This window comes from Amycolatopsis orientalis, assembly GCF_000943515.2.
Taxonomy (GTDB): Bacteria; Actinomycetota; Actinomycetes; order Mycobacteriales; family Pseudonocardiaceae; genus Amycolatopsis; species Amycolatopsis orientalis.
On sequence record NZ_CP016174.1, the window covers coordinates 953,069 to 968,421 of the forward strand.

At 68.9% G+C, this 15,353-nt stretch carries 14 protein-coding genes; 6 read left to right on the forward strand and 8 right to left on the reverse strand.

Translation table 11 applies throughout. From position 1 onward, the window contains the following. Positions 1-9: 9 nt before the first annotated feature. Positions 10-1,254 carry an MFS transporter gene (locus SD37_RS04675; protein ID WP_044853982.1) on the reverse strand — a complete coding sequence of 415 codons (1,245 nt, stop codon included), beginning with the start codon at positions 1,252-1,254 and terminating at the stop codon, positions 10-12. Between the two features lie 181 nt (positions 1,255-1,435). Between SD37_RS04675 and SD37_RS04680 the strand changes: the two genes are divergently transcribed. Then, a complete protein-coding gene (locus tag SD37_RS04680) occupies positions 1,436-2,089 on the forward strand; it encodes a GntR family transcriptional regulator (RefSeq protein ID WP_044853983.1) in 654 nt (217 codons plus the stop codon). Between the two features lie 387 nt (positions 2,090-2,476). Here the strand turns inward: SD37_RS04680 and SD37_RS04685 are convergent, their stop codons facing one another. From SD37_RS04685 to SD37_RS04700, 4 genes are all read right to left on the reverse strand, one after another. Next, entirely contained in the window at positions 2,477-3,718 is a 1,242-nt protein-coding gene (locus tag SD37_RS04685; RefSeq protein ID WP_044853984.1) for a glycoside hydrolase family 16 protein, read from the reverse strand. A gap of 241 nt (positions 3,719-3,959) precedes the next feature. Beyond that, on the reverse strand, positions 3,960-5,195 hold the full coding sequence (locus tag SD37_RS04690; protein ID WP_044853985.1) for an ROK family transcriptional regulator: 1,236 nt from the start codon (positions 5,193-5,195) through the stop codon (positions 3,960-3,962). 93 nt (positions 5,196-5,288) lie between these two features. After that, on the reverse strand, positions 5,289-6,431 hold the full coding sequence (locus tag SD37_RS04695) for an acyl-CoA dehydrogenase family protein (protein ID WP_044853986.1): 1,143 nt from the start codon (positions 6,429-6,431) through the stop codon (positions 5,289-5,291). Continuing rightward, a complete protein-coding gene (locus SD37_RS04700; RefSeq protein WP_044853987.1) occupies positions 6,428-8,779 on the reverse strand; it encodes a bifunctional salicylyl-CoA 5-hydroxylase/oxidoreductase in 2,352 nt (783 codons plus the stop codon). The genes SD37_RS04695 and SD37_RS04700 overlap by 4 nt, the downstream gene beginning before the upstream one ends. A gap of 48 nt (positions 8,780-8,827) precedes the next feature. Between SD37_RS04700 and SD37_RS04705 the strand changes: the two genes are divergently transcribed. Beyond that, entirely contained in the window at positions 8,828-9,229 is a 402-nt protein-coding gene (locus SD37_RS04705) for a RidA family protein (protein WP_044853988.1), read from the forward strand. A gap of 5 nt (positions 9,230-9,234) precedes the next feature. On the opposite strand, the gene SD37_RS04710 is transcribed toward SD37_RS04705, so the two are convergent. Then, positions 9,235-10,086, reverse strand: coding sequence for a PaaX family transcriptional regulator (locus tag SD37_RS04710; RefSeq protein ID WP_044853989.1), 852 nt, complete (start codon positions 10,084-10,086; stop codon positions 9,235-9,237). 84 nt (positions 10,087-10,170) lie between these two features. Between SD37_RS04710 and SD37_RS04715 the strand changes: the two genes are divergently transcribed. The 3 genes from SD37_RS04715 to SD37_RS04725 are packed head-to-tail and all read left to right on the forward strand — an operon-like array spanning position 10,171 to position 11,695. Continuing rightward, positions 10,171-10,845 carry a cytochrome P450 family protein gene (locus SD37_RS04715; protein ID WP_052675066.1) on the forward strand — a complete coding sequence of 225 codons (675 nt, stop codon included), beginning with the start codon at positions 10,171-10,173 and terminating at the stop codon, positions 10,843-10,845. A gap of 37 nt (positions 10,846-10,882) precedes the next feature. Next, positions 10,883-11,242 (forward strand): PLDc N-terminal domain-containing protein, encoded by a 360-nt coding sequence (locus SD37_RS04720; protein ID WP_037317682.1) that lies wholly within the window; start codon positions 10,883-10,885, stop codon positions 11,240-11,242. Positions 11,243-11,278: 36 nt separating this feature from the next. Further along, complete coding sequence (locus SD37_RS04725) at positions 11,279-11,695, forward strand: nitroreductase family deazaflavin-dependent oxidoreductase (RefSeq protein WP_044853990.1); 417 nt, start codon at positions 11,279-11,281, stop codon at positions 11,693-11,695. 75 nt (positions 11,696-11,770) lie between these two features. On the opposite strand, the gene SD37_RS04730 is transcribed toward SD37_RS04725, so the two are convergent. Next, positions 11,771-12,952: an acyltransferase family protein gene (locus tag SD37_RS04730; protein ID WP_044853991.1), complete on the reverse strand. Its 1,182-nt coding sequence runs from the start codon at positions 12,950-12,952 to the stop codon at positions 11,771-11,773. 96 nt (positions 12,953-13,048) lie between these two features. Further along, on the reverse strand, positions 13,049-14,389 hold the full coding sequence (locus SD37_RS04735) for an FAD-binding oxidoreductase (protein WP_044853992.1): 1,341 nt from the start codon (positions 14,387-14,389) through the stop codon (positions 13,049-13,051). A gap of 70 nt (positions 14,390-14,459) precedes the next feature. Between SD37_RS04735 and SD37_RS04740 the strand changes: the two genes are divergently transcribed. Next, positions 14,460-15,344 (forward strand): LysR substrate-binding domain-containing protein, encoded by an 885-nt coding sequence (locus SD37_RS04740; protein WP_044853993.1) that lies wholly within the window; start codon positions 14,460-14,462, stop codon positions 15,342-15,344. Positions 15,345-15,353: the final 9 nt, after the last annotated feature.

A 15,353-nucleotide genomic window follows, 5' to 3' on the forward strand; every position in this document is an offset into this window, starting at 1 on the left:
CGATTGTGGTCACAGAAGTTCGCGGCCGCGAGTCTCGGGCAGGCCGAGCAGGGCCAGTACGGCGATGCCGTAGCCGACCGCGCCGAACACCATCGCGCCGCCCGCGCCGAGGAAACCGACCACGGCGGGGAAGGTCGCGCCGATGGCCCGGCCGAGGTTGTAGGTGAAGCCCTGCCCGGTCCCGCGCAGCGCCGACGGGTACAGCTCGGCGAGGAACGCGCCGAACCCGCTGAAGATCGCGGACATCGAGAACCCGAGCGGGAAGCCGAGGAACAGCACGAGCGTGTTCGCGCCGGCCGGGATCTGCGTGTAGGCGATGATGAGGCCCGCCGACAACACGGAGAACAGCAGGAAGGTTTTCTTGCGGCCCAAGAGATCCGTGAGATAACCGCCGGTGACGTAGCCGATGAACGCGCCGGAGATCAGGAACGCCAGATAGCCGCCGGTCCCGATGACGGTGAGGCCGCGGGTGGTCTTGAGGTAGCTCGGCAGCCACGTCGCGAGCGTGTAGTAACCGCCCTGGACGCCGGTGGCGAGCAGCGCCGCGAAGAACGTCGTGCGCAGCAGGTCCGGCTTGAAGATGCCCGCCAGCGAACCGCGTTCCTTCTTCGTGGCGCGGGCCGCTTCCGCGACGGGCGCGTCCTGGACGTTGCGGCGGACCCACAGCACCAGCAGCGCGGGGATGACGCCGGTCCAGAACATGACGCGCCAGGCGATGTCCGGGCTGAACAGGCTGAAGACGACGGTGTAGACGACGACCGACAGTGCCCATCCGACCGCCCAGGCGCTCTGCACGAAGGCGACCGTCCGGCCGCGATACTTCGCTTGCGAGTACTCGGCCACGAGCGCGGCGCCGGCGGCCCACTCACCGCCGAAACCGAGCCCCTGCAGGGCGCGGAAGATCAGGAGCGTCTCGAAGTTCGGCGCGAACCCGCAGAGCACGGTGAAGACCGTGTACATCGCGATGGTGATCTGAAGGGTGCGGACGCGGCCGATGCGGTCGGCGAGGACACCCGCGCCGATGCCGCCGATCGCCGACACCACCAGCGTCGTCGTGCCGAGCAGGCCGGCTTCGCCGCCGGAGAGGCCGTAGTAGGCGGTGATCGCGGCCAGGCCCAGCGGCAGCGTCTGGTAGTCGAACGAGTCGAGCCCGTAGCCGCCGAACGCGCCGACGAAGGCCCGGCGGCCTCGCGAACCGAGCGTGCGGAACCAGGCGAAGGGGCGTGTGTCTTCGGTAGTGGCTGTCGCGTCCATCGGCACCTCCAGAGGTGAAGCCCATCGTGGCACGGGTCACATGGAGAGCAACTGTAGGTATTGTTCAACAATTCCACAAGAGGATCCTTGGCTGGACCTCTTGTCGGTAGGTAGGATCGGTCACGTGACGATCGCGGAGGGTGGTCCTGCATCGGTGCAAGGACTCGAAGCGGATCGCGGCATGATCAGCCGCACCAGCACCGCCGAACGGGTCGCGGGCGTCCTGCGCACGCGGATCGCGGAAGGGTTCTTCCTGCCGGGGGTGCGGCTTTCGGAGCACGACATCGGCTCGGCGCTCGGCGTCTCGCGGAACACGCTGCGTGAGGCGTTCCGGCTGCTGACGCACGAGCGGCTGCTGACCCACGAGCTCAATCGCGGTGTCTTCGTGCGGGTGCTGTCCGTCGAGGACGTCGTCGACCTCTACAAGGTGCGCAAGGTCGTCGAGTGCTCGGCGGTCCGTGGGGTGACGGAGAAGCCGCCGACGTTCGCGAAGCTCGCGCGCACGGTCGAGGACGGCAGGCTCGCCGAGCGTAGTGAGCGCTGGCAGGATCTCGGCACGGCGAACATCCGGTTCCACGCGGTGATCGCGGAGCTCGGTGGCAGTGAACGGATCGACGAGCTGATGCGCGGCATCTTCGCCGAGCTGCGGCTGGTGTTCCACATGATGGCCGACCCGCGGCGCTTCCATGAGCCGTACCTCAAGCGCAACGCGGAGATCCTGGAACGTATCGAGGCGGGCGACGGCTCCGGTGCCGAGACGCTTCTCGCCCAGTACCTCGCCGACGCCGAAACCCAGCTCGTCGAGGCCTATGCCGAACGCGCCCAGCACCCCTGACCGCGTTTAGCCCGCTAACTGCGCCCGCCCGCGACGCCAACCGTCGCGTTTAGCCCGCTAAACGCGACGGGTTGGGGCTTCGCGGTTCGTGACGGTCGTCCGGGTGCCGGTGGCCGGGTAGGTCTCGTCCCGTATGTCATGAGGGGTCCCCATAGGACGAAAATTGTCCTATGGGGACCCCTCATGACACTCGCGCGCATCCGCCCGTGCCACTAGGGATCACCCCGGCACGAAGGCCGCGAACCTGACCCGCAGGACGCCGCCCATCGCGTTTAGCCCGCTAAACGCGACCGGGTCGGGGCCGGGGCCGGGGTGTCGCAGTTAGCGGGCTAAACGCGGTAGTTCGCGACGCCAACCATCGCGTTTAGTCGGCTAAATGCGCCGGAGTCAGGGGGTTGTCCACTTTTGGTTGGCGGTGCCGGAGCAGGTCCAGAGCTGGAGTCTCGTCCCGTTCGCGGAGCTGTTGCCGGTGGCGTCGAGACACTTGTTCGCCTGCGGGTTCACGATGTCCCTGGCGCCACTGATCGCCCACCGCTGCGCGCCGGAACCGTTGCAGTCCCAGAGTTGTACGGGCGCGCCGTCCGCGGTCGACCCGCCAGAGACGTCCATGCACTTGCCCAGCGCGCGGAGCGTGCCGTCGCCGCCGACGGTCCAGTTCTGCGCCGCGTTTCCGTTGCAGTCGGTGATCTGGATGGGCGTGCCGTTCGCGGTGTTCGCGCCCGCGACGTCGACGCATTTGCCGCCGATACCGGTGATCCGGCCGGTGTTGCCCGCCGTGCCGCTGGAGGTGACGTGCACGTAGTCGACGACGAGGCGCTGCGGGAAGACGGTGCTGGAGTTCGGGTCACCCGGCCAGTAACCACCGACCGCGAGGTTCAGGATCAGGTAGAAGGGATGGTCGAAGACCCAGCGATTGCCGTTGAGATCGGCCGGGGTGCGGGTCTGGTAAAGGTTCCCGTCCACGTACCACTTGATCTGGTTCGGCGCCCAGTCGACGGCGTAGGTGTGGAAGTCGTCGGAGAAGTTCGGGCCGTTGTAGGCCGCGCCGATACCGCCCGCCCCGGAGTACCCGGGGCCGTGAAGGGTGCCGTGCACCGTGTTCGGCTCGAAGCCGACGTTCTCCATGATGTCGATCTCGCCGCTGTTGGGCCAGCCGACGCTGCCGATGTCGGCGCCGAGCATCCAGAACGCGGGCCACATCCCTTGCCCGCGCGGCAGTTTCATCCGCGCTTCGAACCGGCCGTACGTCTGGGTGAACTGGCCCTGGGTGGCCAGCCGGGCCGAGGTGTACTCGCACCGGCCGTACCAGCAGTTGTAATTGCCGGGGTTCTCCTTCTTCGCGGTGATGACCAGGTTGCCCTGCCCGTCGAGCGCCGCGTTGTTCGTCCCGGACGTGTACCACTGCCGCTCGTGGTTGTTCACGTTGTCGCCGGTCTCGAAATGCCATTTCGAGCTGTCGATCCCGGCGCCGGCGGGACCGGTGAAGTCGTCGGTGAAGGTGGCCGCCAAGACCGCCGCCTCGGAGGCCGGGGCCTGGGCGGTGGCAGGGAGTGAGCCGAGCAGGACACCGGCGGCGAGGAGTGCCGCCGTCCGTTGGACGACGCGGCGCAAGCGGGGTGAGATGGACATCGTTGTCGCCTCTCTGACCGTTGGGGACCCCGCGCGGCAGGACGCGCGGGAGAACGGAAAGCGCGTGGCAGAACTACTTTGTTGTGCCTGACAACAAAGTATGCATGGTCTCTACCACTGCGACAAGACGTCGAGGCCGGTAATTTTCCACCTCGAATTAAGGCGGGGCTGAAGGGCGCTTTCCCCACATGCGATGCAGGGAAAGCGCCCTTCGCCGCGTGAGATGAGGGGAAAGCGTCCTTCAGGCGGCCGTGCCGCGCTTCGACCCGGCCGTCCGCGGGTCCGCGCCCTGCTCCAGCAGAGCGGCGACCGGGAGGGTGGCGGCTCCTATGGCGACGGCGTCCGGTCCGAGCCTGCCGAGTTCGATCTCGGTCTGGTCGAACACGTGCTTGAGCGCGTGCTCGCCCGCCGCGCGCCGGATCTCGGGCAGGTGGTCCTCGCCGAGCGCGAGTCCGGCCCAGCCGCCAAGCACGATCCGCTCCGGGTTGAACAGGTTGATCAGGTTGCCGATCCCCGCGCCGAGGTAACCCGCCGTCTCCTCCAGCACCTTGGCCGCGGCCTTGGACTTGCCCGCCGACTCCAGCAGGGCGGCGAACTGCGACTGCTCGTCCTCGCCCGTGACGGCTTTTCCACCCCGTGCCTTGCGATAACGCGCGAGGACGCCCTCCGCGCCGACGTAGGATTCCAGGCAGCCGCGCGATCCGCAGCGGCATTCCTGTCCGCCGTAGACGATCGTCGTATGGCCCCATTCGCCCGCGCTGCTGGTGGAACCGCGGTAGGTGGTGCCGTCGGTGACCACGGCCGCACCGACCCCGGATCCGATCAGGATGATCACCGCGTGCCGGGCGCCGCGGCCGGCGCCGAACCACATTTCCCCCTGGCCCTGGGTTTTCGCGCCGTTGTCGACGAACAACGGGAGGTCGATGCCCTGCGCGCGCAGCAGATCCGTCAGCGGGACCTCTTTCCAGCCGATGGTGGGCGCGTGCACGCGAAGTGCCTCGCCCTGTTCGACGGTGCCGGGAACGCCGATGCCGACGCCGAGCACGGTCGCCTCGTCGATCCCCGATTCCGCGATCACTTCCCGGAGCCCGGAAGCCACCTGGGTCACCGCCGAGGCCGCGTCGGGCCGCGGCGAGGCGAGGGGATGCTCGACGGTGGCGAGCCGGTTCATGGTCAGGTCGAACAGTTCGACCTTCACCCCGGTCTCGCCGATGTCGACGCCGGCGACGTGGCCGTACGCCGGGTCGACGCGGAGCAGGACGCGCGGCCTGCCGCCGTCGGACTCGACCAGCCCGGCTTCGACGATGAGGTGTTCCTCGCCGAGTTCGGCGGTCACGTTGCTGACGGTCGCCGCGCTCAAACCGGTCAGACCGCTCAATTCGTGGCGGCTGAGCGGACCGTCGAAGTAGAGTTTCGACAGCAGGAGGGAACGATTGTGCCGCCGCAGGTCACGGACGGTGGTGCGCTTGGCAGGCATGCGATACCCATCTGATGGCGGCGTAGGGATCCAGGATGCCCCACGACCTTAACCCCCGCCATGTATTAACTGGTGAAATAAGGCCCCGTCCGGCTAGGAAGAAGTCAGCGATCGCGCGATGATCGTCCGCTGGACTTCGGACGCGCCCTCGTAGATCCGTGGCGCCCGGACCTCGCGGTAGAGGTGTTCGAGCAGATGCCCTCGCCGCAGCGCCCGCGCGCCGTGGATCTGCACGGCCGAGTCGACGACGTACTGGGCGGTCTCGGTGGCGAACAGCTTCGCCATCGCGGCCCGGCCCGCGAGGTTCCGTTCGCCCGCGTCGTAGGCGGCGGCCGCGGCGTAGACCAGCAGCCGGGACGCCTCGGTCCTCGTCGCCATTTCGGCGAGGGTGTGCGCCACGGTCTGCTGCTTCAGCAGCGGCCCGCCGAACGCGATCCTGTGCTGGGCGTGGGCGACGGCGGCGTCGAGCGCGGCCTGCGCCATGCCGACGGCGAACGCGCCGACACTCGGCCGGAACAGGTCCAAGGTCCGCATGGCGACGCCGAAACCGCGATCCTGCTCGCCGAGCAGTTCGTCCCGCTCGACTCGGACGCCGTCGAACACCAGCGTCCCGATGGGATGCGGGCTCACGAGGTCGAGATGCTCACCGGAAAGCCCGGCGCGATCGGCGGGGACGACGAACGCGGAGACACCGCGCGAGCCCGCTTCCGGGGTGGTGCGGGCGAAAACGCTGTAGAAATCGGCTTCCGGGGCGTTGGAGATCCACATCTTCTCGCCGGTCAGACGCCAGCCTTCACCGTCGGGTTCGGCGGCCAGTTCCAGCGCGGCCGCGTCCGAGCCCGCGTTCGGTTCCGTGAGCGCGAAAGCGGCGACGGCGTCACCCGCGGCCACGGCCGGGACCCACTTCGAGACCTGCGAGTCCTGTCCGGACTGAAGCACCGGGTAGGTGCCCAGACCCTGGAGCGCCAACGCCGTCTCGGCCTCGGTGCTCTGACTCGCGAGGGATTCCCGCAGGATGCAGAGATCCATCGCGGCGGCTTCCCGGCTCGGGCTGCCGCCGTCGACGCCGGGGAACAGCCGCGCGAGCAGGCCGAGCGCGCCCATTTCCTTGAGCAGTGCCCGGTTCACCGCGCCTTCGGTGCCCGATTCGGCCAGCGGGCGGAGTTTTTCGGCGCCCAGCCGCCGGACTTCCTCGGCGAAGGCCTGCTGGTCAGGGTTCAGCGCGAAGGCGGTCATCGGTCGCTCCCAGGTCGCCAGCGGGCGTGTGCGGTGCCGGGTTCCCCCGAGCGAAGAAGTTCGAGCCGTGGCTTCGGCCCGTCGGTGCGGCCGCCCTGCGGTTTCCGGCTGCCCGCCGCGTACTGCTTCGGCCACGGCATCGGGTAGCCCTGTTCGGCGGCCGCGTGCAGGGTCCACTGTGGATCGTAGAGATGGGTCCGGCCGAGCGCGCACAGATCCGCGCGGCCGGCCAGGATGAGCGAGTTGACGTCGTCGTAGGAGGAGATCGCGCCGACGGCGATCACCGCGATCCCGTACTCGCGCCCGATCTCGTTGCGGATCCGGTCGGCGTACGGGGTCTGGTAACTGCGGCCGTACTGGGGTTTCTCTTCGCTGACGACCTGGCCGGTCGAGACGTCGATCCCGGCCGCGCCGTGCTCGGCGAACGCGCGGGCGATCTCGACGGCGTCGTCGACGTCGATCCCGCCGTCGTACCAGTCGGTCGCGGAGATGCGGACGGTCATCGGCCGGTCGGCCGGCCACGCCGCGCGGACGGCGTCGAAGACTTCAAGCGGGAAGCGCAGCCTGTTCTCCAGTGAGCCGCCGTATTCGTCGGTACGCCGGTTGGTCAACGGGGAGAGGAAGGACGAAAGCAGATAGCCGTGCGCGCAGTGCAGTTCGAGGAGGTCGAACCCGGCACGTGCGGCGGCGCGGGCCGAATGCGCGAACTGGTCACGGATCTCCCGCAGTTCGGGCTCGGTGAGTTCGCGCGGGGTCTGATTCGCTTCGCTGTACGGGATCGCGGACGGGGCGCAGATCTCCCAGTTGCCCTCCGGCAGCGGCTGGTCGATCCCGTCCCACATCAGTTTCGTCGAACCCTTGCGCCCGGAATGGCCCAGCTGGACCCCGATCCGCGCGTTGGTGTTCCCGTGGACGAAGCCGGTGACCCTGGCCCACGCTTGCTCTTGTTCCTCGGTGTACAGGCCGCCGCAACCCGGCGTGATCCGGCCGGTTTCGGAGACGCAGACCATCTCCGTCATCACCAGCCCGGCACCACCGAGCGCCTTGCTTCCCAGGTGTACCAAGTGGAAATCGGTCGGGACGCCGTCTTCGGCGGAGTACATGTCCATCGGTGAGACGACGACGCGGTTCGGCAGGTCCAGGTTCCCGATCCGGAACGGCTGGAACATCGGCGGCCGGACCTGGGTGTCCAAAGTGGACGCGAACCAGGTGTCCAGCTCGGTGGCGAACTCGGGATCGCGCAGCTTGAGGTTGTCATAGGTGACGCGGCGGCTGCGGGTGAGGATGTTGAACGTGAACTGCGGCGGGTCCTGATGCGTGTACTGGCCCAGGTTCTCGAACCATTCCAGGCTCGCCTGCGCGGCGCGCTGGGTCGAGGTGACGACGGGGCGGCGCTCGGCTTCGTACGCGCTCAGCGCCTCGTCCGTGCCGGGCTGTTCGTGCAGGCAGGCGGCGAGCGCGAGCGCGTCCTCCATGGCGAGTTTCGTGCCGGAGCCGATGGAGAAATGCGCGGTGTGCGCGGCATCGCCGAGCAGGACGACGTTCTCGTGCCGCCAGCTCGCGCAGCGCACGGTGGCGAACGCGGTCCACTTCGAGTTGTTGGCGAACACCTGGTGCCCGCCGAGCACGTCTGCGCACAGTTCGCGGATGAGGGCGATCGACTTCTCGTCGCTCTCGCCCGGCGCGAGCGAGGTCGCGGCGATCTCGCCGAACGCGCGCTGCCAGACGTCCTCGTGCAGTTCGAGGATGAAGGTGCTCGCGGTGTCGCTGTAGGGGTAGCCGTGGATCTGCATGATCCCGTGCGGGGTTTCCAGGACGTGGAACTTGAAGGCGTCGAAGACCAGATCCGTGCCGAGCCAGATGTAGCGGCAGCGGCGGGTCTGGATGTCCGGGCGGAAGCTCTCGGCGAAGGCGGCGCGGGTCGGCGAATTGACGCCGTCCGCCGCGACGACGAGGTCATAGTCCGCGCTCGCCTCGGCCGCGCTCGGCGCCGCGGTGCGGAACCGCACGTCAACACCGAGTTCGGCGCACCGCTCCTGGAGGATGCCGAGCAGCCGTTTGCGGCTCATCGCGGCGAATCCGTGTCCGCCGGAGGTGTGCACCGTGCCGCGGAAGTGGACGTCGATGTCGTCCCAGCGCGCGAACTCCCGCCGCATCGCGGCGTGGATCACCGGATCGGCGTGTTCGATGCCGCCGAGGGTCTCGTCGGAGAACACCACCCCGAACCCGAAGGTGTCGTCGGGCGCGTTGCGCTCCCAGACGGTGATCTCGTGATCGGGATGGAGCTGTTTCGCCAGCGTGGCGAAGTAGAGCCCCGCCGGGCCGCCGCCTAACACCGCGATACGCACGCCGCCCAGGGTATGTCGCGGTATGTACGACCGTCAACGATGCGGGATATGCTCACCGGTATGGAGCGCATCAATCCGCCCGGGCTGGGCCGCCCTTCCGGCTTTTCGCACGCCGTCGCGGCGAGCGGACGGTTCGTCTTCCTCGCCGGTCAAACGGCGTTGGACGAGGAGAACCGCATCGTCGGCGACGGCGTGGTCGAGCAGTTCGAACGCGCGCTGTCCAACCTGCTCACCGCGTTGCGCGCGGCGGGCGGGGAGCCGTCGGATCTGTGCAGCGTGACCATCTACATCGTCGACATGGACGACTACCGCGCCCACGCGCGCGAGATCGGCGCGGTGTGGAAGCGGCTGGCCGGGAGCGAGTACCCCGCGATGGCGGGGATCGGCGTCAGCCGGCTTTGGGACGCCGAGGCGCTGGTCGAGGTGCAGGGCTTCGCGGTGGTCGCCTGAGAACCTCAGCTGGGAAGGGTGCGCGACACGTGTGCCGCGGCGGCTTCGCCCAGCCGTGAGTGCAGCGTGAAGAAGAGGTCCGAGGCCCGGATCCCGGCCCAGCCGGGCGGTAGCAGTTCCGCGGGCAGGCCCGGGTCGAGATAGGGCAGCCGCCGCCAGTCGGTCAGCACCCGGACGTAGTCCGCGAAGGCTTCGGCCTCGTCCGTGCTCTTTCGCCGCTGCCACCGGCGTAGTGCGGGCGTGTGCTCGTCGAGGAAAGCGGTGTAGAGCGATTCGAGCTGGTCGAGGTCCCACCACTCGCGGATCTTGTCCCGCACGTCCCCGAACGCGAGATGCTCGGCGTGGAAGAGGTCGGCGTACCCCTCCAGTTCGAGCCGCCGCAGCATGTCGGAGGTCGCGTCGCGCAGATGCGCGGGCGCGATCCAGACGCCGGACGACGCGGTCCCGAAACCGAGTCGCGCGAGCTGGGTGCGAAGAATATGCCTTTTGTGCCGTTCGGCTTCCGGGACGGAGAACACCGCCAGCAGCCAGCCGTCGCCGGGGGTGGCGCGTTCGCGGCGGAAGATCCGTTCGTCGCCTTCGCGCAGGATCGCGAGCGCGGTCTCGGAGAGTTCGTAGCCCGCCGCACCGTTGCGGCGTACGGCGGAAAGGATCCCGCGCCGCTTCAGCCGGGAGATCGACGACCGGACGGCGGGTTCCTCGACGTCCACCCCGGCCAGCAGGTCGATCAGGGAGCGGACCGAAAGCCAGCCGCCCTCGCCGCGCGAGTAGAGGCCGTACACGGTCACGATGAGCTGACGCGGTTGCGCCGTTCGCCCCGCGCCGTCGACTTCGGTTGCCTCCGACACGGCCGTCACCTGGTCACCATAACAACGTGCCACCCGCTTCCGCGGCCTGACGTTTCGGCCGTGACCGAAGCGTTCCGCACTTAGCGTGGCGGAATGGAGAATCCGCTGATCGAAGCCCCCGTCCCGCCGGTGCCCGAGGACGTCGAGCCGGGTGGCGTCCAGTGGTTGCGGGCGAACGTCGCCCGGTTCAGCCGTCCCGAAGACCATGCCCGGCGGCGCGCGCTCGTCGTCGGCGAACTCGCGCCGATGGGGTCCTTGCGGGACAAGGCCTTCGCGCTCACCCGGGAGTTACGGCACGAACCGGCGGACCGGATCGCCTGGACGGTCCCGGTCGCCGTCCTGGCCGCGGAACTGGGATTGCCGGACGTTTCCCGCGACATCGCGGCGGTTTCCGCCTGCTACCACCCGCATACCGAACCGGGCGCGGACGCGGAGGCGGCCATGCGACGGCTGATCGAAACCTGTGGTGGCGTCGTCGACGAGCGGACGGCCGCCCGGATCGGGCTCCTGGTTCAGGCCTGCGACGCCACGGCCAAGCTGATCATCAAGGCGCGGGCCGCCCACCGGCCCGGTGAGGACGTCGCCGCCCTGCTCGACCGGGTCCTGCGCGAGGATCCGCCGGTCCGCATCACGCGGCGGTGGGTCGGCGGGGACGTCGTCGAAGTGGACCTCACGGAGCGGCCATTCGGAGCAGGGCCCAAGCACTGTCCGGGAAAAGCTCAGGCCCTCCAGGTGGCTGCGGGAATTCTCGACGCCTCGCTGTGCTAAGAATTACCCCGGTCAGCTGGAACTGGGGAGTCTTTCGATGCTGTATTTCAATGGTCTATTCGGCGTTCTCACACTCGGTCTGTGGATCTTCTGCATCGTCGACGTGATCACCACGGACGACGGATCCTGCCGCAACATGCCCAAGGGGATGTGGCTGCTGCTGGTACTGCTCGTTCCGCTGATCGGCTCGATCGTCTGGCTGGTCGCCGGCCGTCCGCAACACACCGTCCGTGCCCCACGTGGCCGCTACGAACGGGAGACGCCGTCGTTCCCGGAGTACGACCGGCCGGGCCGCTTCGCCGCGACGAGCGCCGAGGACGACGAAGAGTTCCTGCGGAAATGCCGGGAACGCGCCGAAGCCCAGCGCCGTAAGGCCCGCGAAAGCCGCGAGGACTGAGTAGCCTCGGCGACGGAGATCCACACAGGAGGAACGATGTCCGAAACGCTCGACTGGAACAAGAACATCATCAAGGAATTCCGCGAGAACGAGGGCAAGGTGGGCGGCCCGTTCGAGGGCGGCTCCCTGCTGCTTCTCACCACCACGGGGGCGAAGAGCGGCGAGCCGCGCACCTCGCCGCTGGCGTATGCGGAGGAGGACGGCAAGTACATCGTCGCCGCCTCGTACGCCGGGTCGGACAAGAACCCGGCCTGGTACCACAACATCGTCGCCAACCCGAAGGTCACCATCGAGGTCGGTACGGAGAAGTTCGAAGCGACCGCGACGGTCGTCCTCGAAGACCGCGCCGAGCGTGACCGTCTGTACGCGAAGATGGTCAGCCTCATGCCGGGCTTCGCCGACTACGAGCAGAAGACCGACCGGGTCATCCCGATCGTCACGATCTCCCGCTGATCACCCCACGCCTTTAGCCCTCTGGATGCGGTGGTTGCACGCGCAAGTACCGCATCCAGAGGACGCAACGCGGGGTCAGCGCGCGGCGCTGGGCGCTTCGACGACGCTGGGTGCCTTGAGTTCGGCCTCGGCCGCACGCAGGGCCTTGCGCTCCTGGCGGCGCGCGATCAGCTTCTTGCCGGTGGTGATCATCGGCTGCTCCACCCAGCGGTGGATCAGGTCCGCGATCGCGAGGCCGACCGCGAACACGGTCAGCGCGCTGATCATCCGGTGCTCGCCCAGCGGCGGGATCGCCGCGACCACGGCGAAGTGCACCGGACCCTGCAGCAGGTAGAGCGAGTACGACCGCTCACCGACGAAGCGCATCGGCCGGGTCGCGAGCAGCCAGCGCAGCGGGCCGGGCGACACCAGCACGACCAGCAGCATCGCCGAGAGCAGGCCGTAGGCGATCAGCAGGCCCAGGTTGCTGCCGGTCTCCCACCACAGGCTTTCCATGTTGACGTGCAGCAGCGCGAACGCGCCGAACACCGGGATCGCCGCGAGCGGATGCGTCAGCGGTTTGATCACCGCGTAGGACCGGCGGTAGTGCATCGCGATCGCCAGCACGCAGCCGATCAGCAGGATCGCGTAGTGCACGGTCGACCGGTAGATCGGCACCTGCGGTCCGTTGAGGACCCAGCCGCTGGTGACGCCGACCAGGCCCGCCATCACCGCGAACGCGGCGATCGCCAGCGCGAGCTTGCGCCACGCCGCGGCCAGTCCGACGGCACCCGCGACCACCAGCAGGAACGGCCAGAACAGGTAGAACTTCTCCTCGATGCCGAGCGTCCACGAGCCGCTGAAGAAGTTGTCCGCGCCGTTCGGCCTGCTGCCGGGCAGGAACTCGTTGAAGAACGTCAGGTAGTACTTCAGCGCGTGCGGGAACTCGCGGGCGATGAACTCGCCGCGCAGCCACACGAAGACCACGATGCCGCCGAGGATCACCAGGTACGGCGGCAGGATCCGGAAGACCCGGCGCAGGTAGAACGCCGAAAGCGAGATCCGTCCAGTCCGGTCCTGCTCACGAAGCAGCAGCGTCGTGATCAGGAACCCGGACAGCACGAAGAAGATGTAGACCCCGACCCAGCCGGAAAGCCAGCTCCACTTCGGACCCGCGAAGTGGAAGAGGATCACGATGGTGGCGGCGATGGCGCGCAACCCGTCGAGAGCGGGAAAGCGACGCATGGCGAGGAACTCGTCATGGTCCAAAGTGCGCACGGTGCCCCCTAATGGCGTTTCGGCCCGGAAGTATACGGGGGCCGCCCACCGCGCCTGCGCCCCGGATAGGGGCCTCTCACCTGCGGTTTTCGGAGATCACCCAGCGTCACGCGCCGGTTCGACGTTATGCGTCAGCCGGAATCGGTTCGCCGGGTCGACGGCCGCCTTGACCTCGGCGAGGCGCCGCAGATCCGCCGGTGAATACACCTTGGACGCTTCCGTGCCCGCGTCGCTGTCGCCGTAGACGAAGGTGAGGAGCTTGCCGGTCGACCAGGGCTTCAGCGCGTCGAACAGCTTCTCGTGCGCGGCCTTGATCGCGACCATTCCGGCGTCGTCCACTACGGACAGTGCCCGCACGGTGAAGCGGGCTTCGCGGTCCCAGTCGACGCCGGGGTGCTCGGGACGCTCGGACAGTGCGCCGCCGAGCAGGTCGAGCAGGACGACGGTCGGCACCGGGGCGCCGGGGCCGGCGTGCTCGAGGATCGCGTCGAGCATGGTGTCGTTCAGTTCGGACACGGTGGCGTTGTCGGCGCGGTAACCGTGCGGGAACGGCGGCTCGTTCGCGATCGAGCCGGATTCGGTGAACGGGATCTCGGCGAGCGTGTCGCCCAGCAGCGGGGCCGCGGCGCGCAGCGGTGCGACGAGACGTTCGCCCTCGGCGGCGTCGCCGAGGTAGGCGATCCGGATCTGGGCGACATGCTTACCGCGCAGTGGCTCGGGCACCATCGGCAGGTCCGGCATCGGGACCATGGCCAGCGAAGACGTCATCTCGCGCGGCATCTCCGCCGCCCAATCGCGCCAGACATGGAGCACTGTCGCCAGCGATTCGGTGCCGAATTGCAGGCTGCCGCCGTAGAGACGGGTGACGGGGACGAGCCCGAACTCGAGCGCGGTGACGATCCCGAAGTTGTCGCGACCGCCGCGCAGTGCCCAGAACAGGTCCCGTTCGGTGTCCGGGGTGGCGCGCCTGAGTTCGCCGTCGGCGGTCACGACCTCGATGGCGGTGACCTGGTCGGCGGCGAGGCCGTACCGGCGGCCGAGCAGGCTGAACCCGCCGCCGAGGGTGTAGCCGACGACGCCGACGCCGGGGAACGAGCCGCTCAGCGGCGCGAGGCCGTACTCGGCGGCCGCCTCGATGACGGCACCCCAGCGCACCCCCGCGTCGACCCGGGCGGTCGACGTCGCCGCGTCGATCCGGACGCCGTTCATGCGGTGGGTGGTGACGAGGACGCCGCCCTCGAAGGGGACGGCCACGCCGTGCCCGGTCGACTGGACGGCGATCGGGAGGTCGTGTTCCCCGGCGTATCGGACGGCCTCGACGACGTTGGCGGCCGAAGCGGCGGGCACGATCACGTCGGGTCGACGGGGTACGGCGATCTGGAAGCCGGCGAGTTCCTGGTCGTATTCGGCATCGCCGGGGCGGAGCATCTCGGTCATGACCTCAGCCTGATCTCGATCCGGCCAGAAGTCCAAGATCTAGTTTGTCTGACAACTATAATCATCGGTTATGGAACTGCGTCAGCTCGAATACTTCGTGGCGGTCGCCGAGGAAGCGAACTTCACCCGCGCCGCCGAGCGGCTGCACGTCGCGCAGCCCGGCGTCAGCGCCCAGATCCGCCGTCTCGAACGCGAACTCGGGCAGCCACTGCTCGACCGGTCGGCGCGGGCTGTCCGGCTGACCGAGGTCGGCGCCGCCGCGCTGCCGCACGCGCGGGCCGCGCTCGCCGCCGTCGCCGGGGTGCGGCAGGCCGTCGACGATCTCACCGGGCTGGTCCGCGGGCAGGTCGCGATGGGCATGGTGTCCTCGCGTGGTCCGGTCAACCTGCCGGATCTGCTCGCGCGGTTCCACGAGCGCCATCCGGCGGTGGACATCACGCTCGCCGAGGCGACCTCCGACGTCCTGCTCGCGGGCGTCGCCGACGGCCGGTTCGACCTCGCGCTGATCGGCGTCTCCGGCGAACCGCCGCCGGGGATCGGCCTGGAAGTCGTCCTCGACGAGCCGCTGGTCGCCATCTCCGGGCCGGACGATCCGCTCACCGCGCGGGCCACGATCACGCTGTCGGAGCTGGAGGACCGTTCGCTGGTGAGCCTGCCGAAGGGCACCGGCATGCGCGCGATCGTCGACGCGGCCTTCCTCGCCGACAGCGCGCGGCCGCGCGTGACGCTGGAGGCGGGCGACCCGAACGTCGTCGCCGAACTGGTCGGACGCGGGCTCGGCGTCGCCGTCGTGCCGATGTCACTGGCCACCTACTACACGAAACTGCACGCCATGGAGATCACCCGGCCGGCCGGGCTGCGGGCGAAACTCGCGCTCGCGTGGCGGACGGAGGGGCCGGTCAGCCCCGCCGCCCGCGTGTTCATCAGTCAGGCGCGGGCGTTGCTCGCGCTGTGATGGGGGGCT

Excerpts from the sequence above, each read along its gene's own strand:
- SD37_RS04675 (WP_044853982.1), bottom strand. The coding sequence starts at position 1,254 with ATGGACGCGACAGCCACTACCGAAGACACACGCCCCTTCGCCTGGTTC.
- SD37_RS04680 (WP_044853983.1), top strand. The coding sequence starts at position 1,436 with ATGATCAGCCGCACCAGCACCGCCGAACGGGTCGCGGGCGTCCTGCGC.
- SD37_RS04685 (WP_044853984.1), bottom strand. The coding sequence starts at position 3,718 with ATGTCCATCTCACCCCGCTTGCGCCGCGTCGTCCAACGGACGGCGGCA.
- SD37_RS04690 (WP_044853985.1), bottom strand. The coding sequence starts at position 5,195 with ATGCCTGCCAAGCGCACCACCGTCCGTGACCTGCGGCGGCACAATCGT.
- SD37_RS04695 (WP_044853986.1), bottom strand. The coding sequence starts at position 6,431 with ATGACCGCCTTCGCGCTGAACCCTGACCAGCAGGCCTTCGCCGAGGAA.
- SD37_RS04705 (WP_044853988.1), top strand. The coding sequence starts at position 8,828 with ATGCTCACCGGTATGGAGCGCATCAATCCGCCCGGGCTGGGCCGCCCT.
- SD37_RS04715 (WP_052675066.1), top strand. The coding sequence starts at position 10,171 with ATGGAGAATCCGCTGATCGAAGCCCCCGTCCCGCCGGTGCCCGAGGAC.
- SD37_RS04720 (WP_037317682.1), top strand. The coding sequence starts at position 10,883 with ATGCTGTATTTCAATGGTCTATTCGGCGTTCTCACACTCGGTCTGTGG.
- SD37_RS04725 (WP_044853990.1), top strand. The coding sequence starts at position 11,279 with ATGTCCGAAACGCTCGACTGGAACAAGAACATCATCAAGGAATTCCGC.
- SD37_RS04735 (WP_044853992.1), bottom strand. The coding sequence starts at position 14,389 with ATGACCGAGATGCTCCGCCCCGGCGATGCCGAATACGACCAGGAACTC.
- SD37_RS04740 (WP_044853993.1), top strand. The coding sequence starts at position 14,460 with ATGGAACTGCGTCAGCTCGAATACTTCGTGGCGGTCGCCGAGGAAGCG.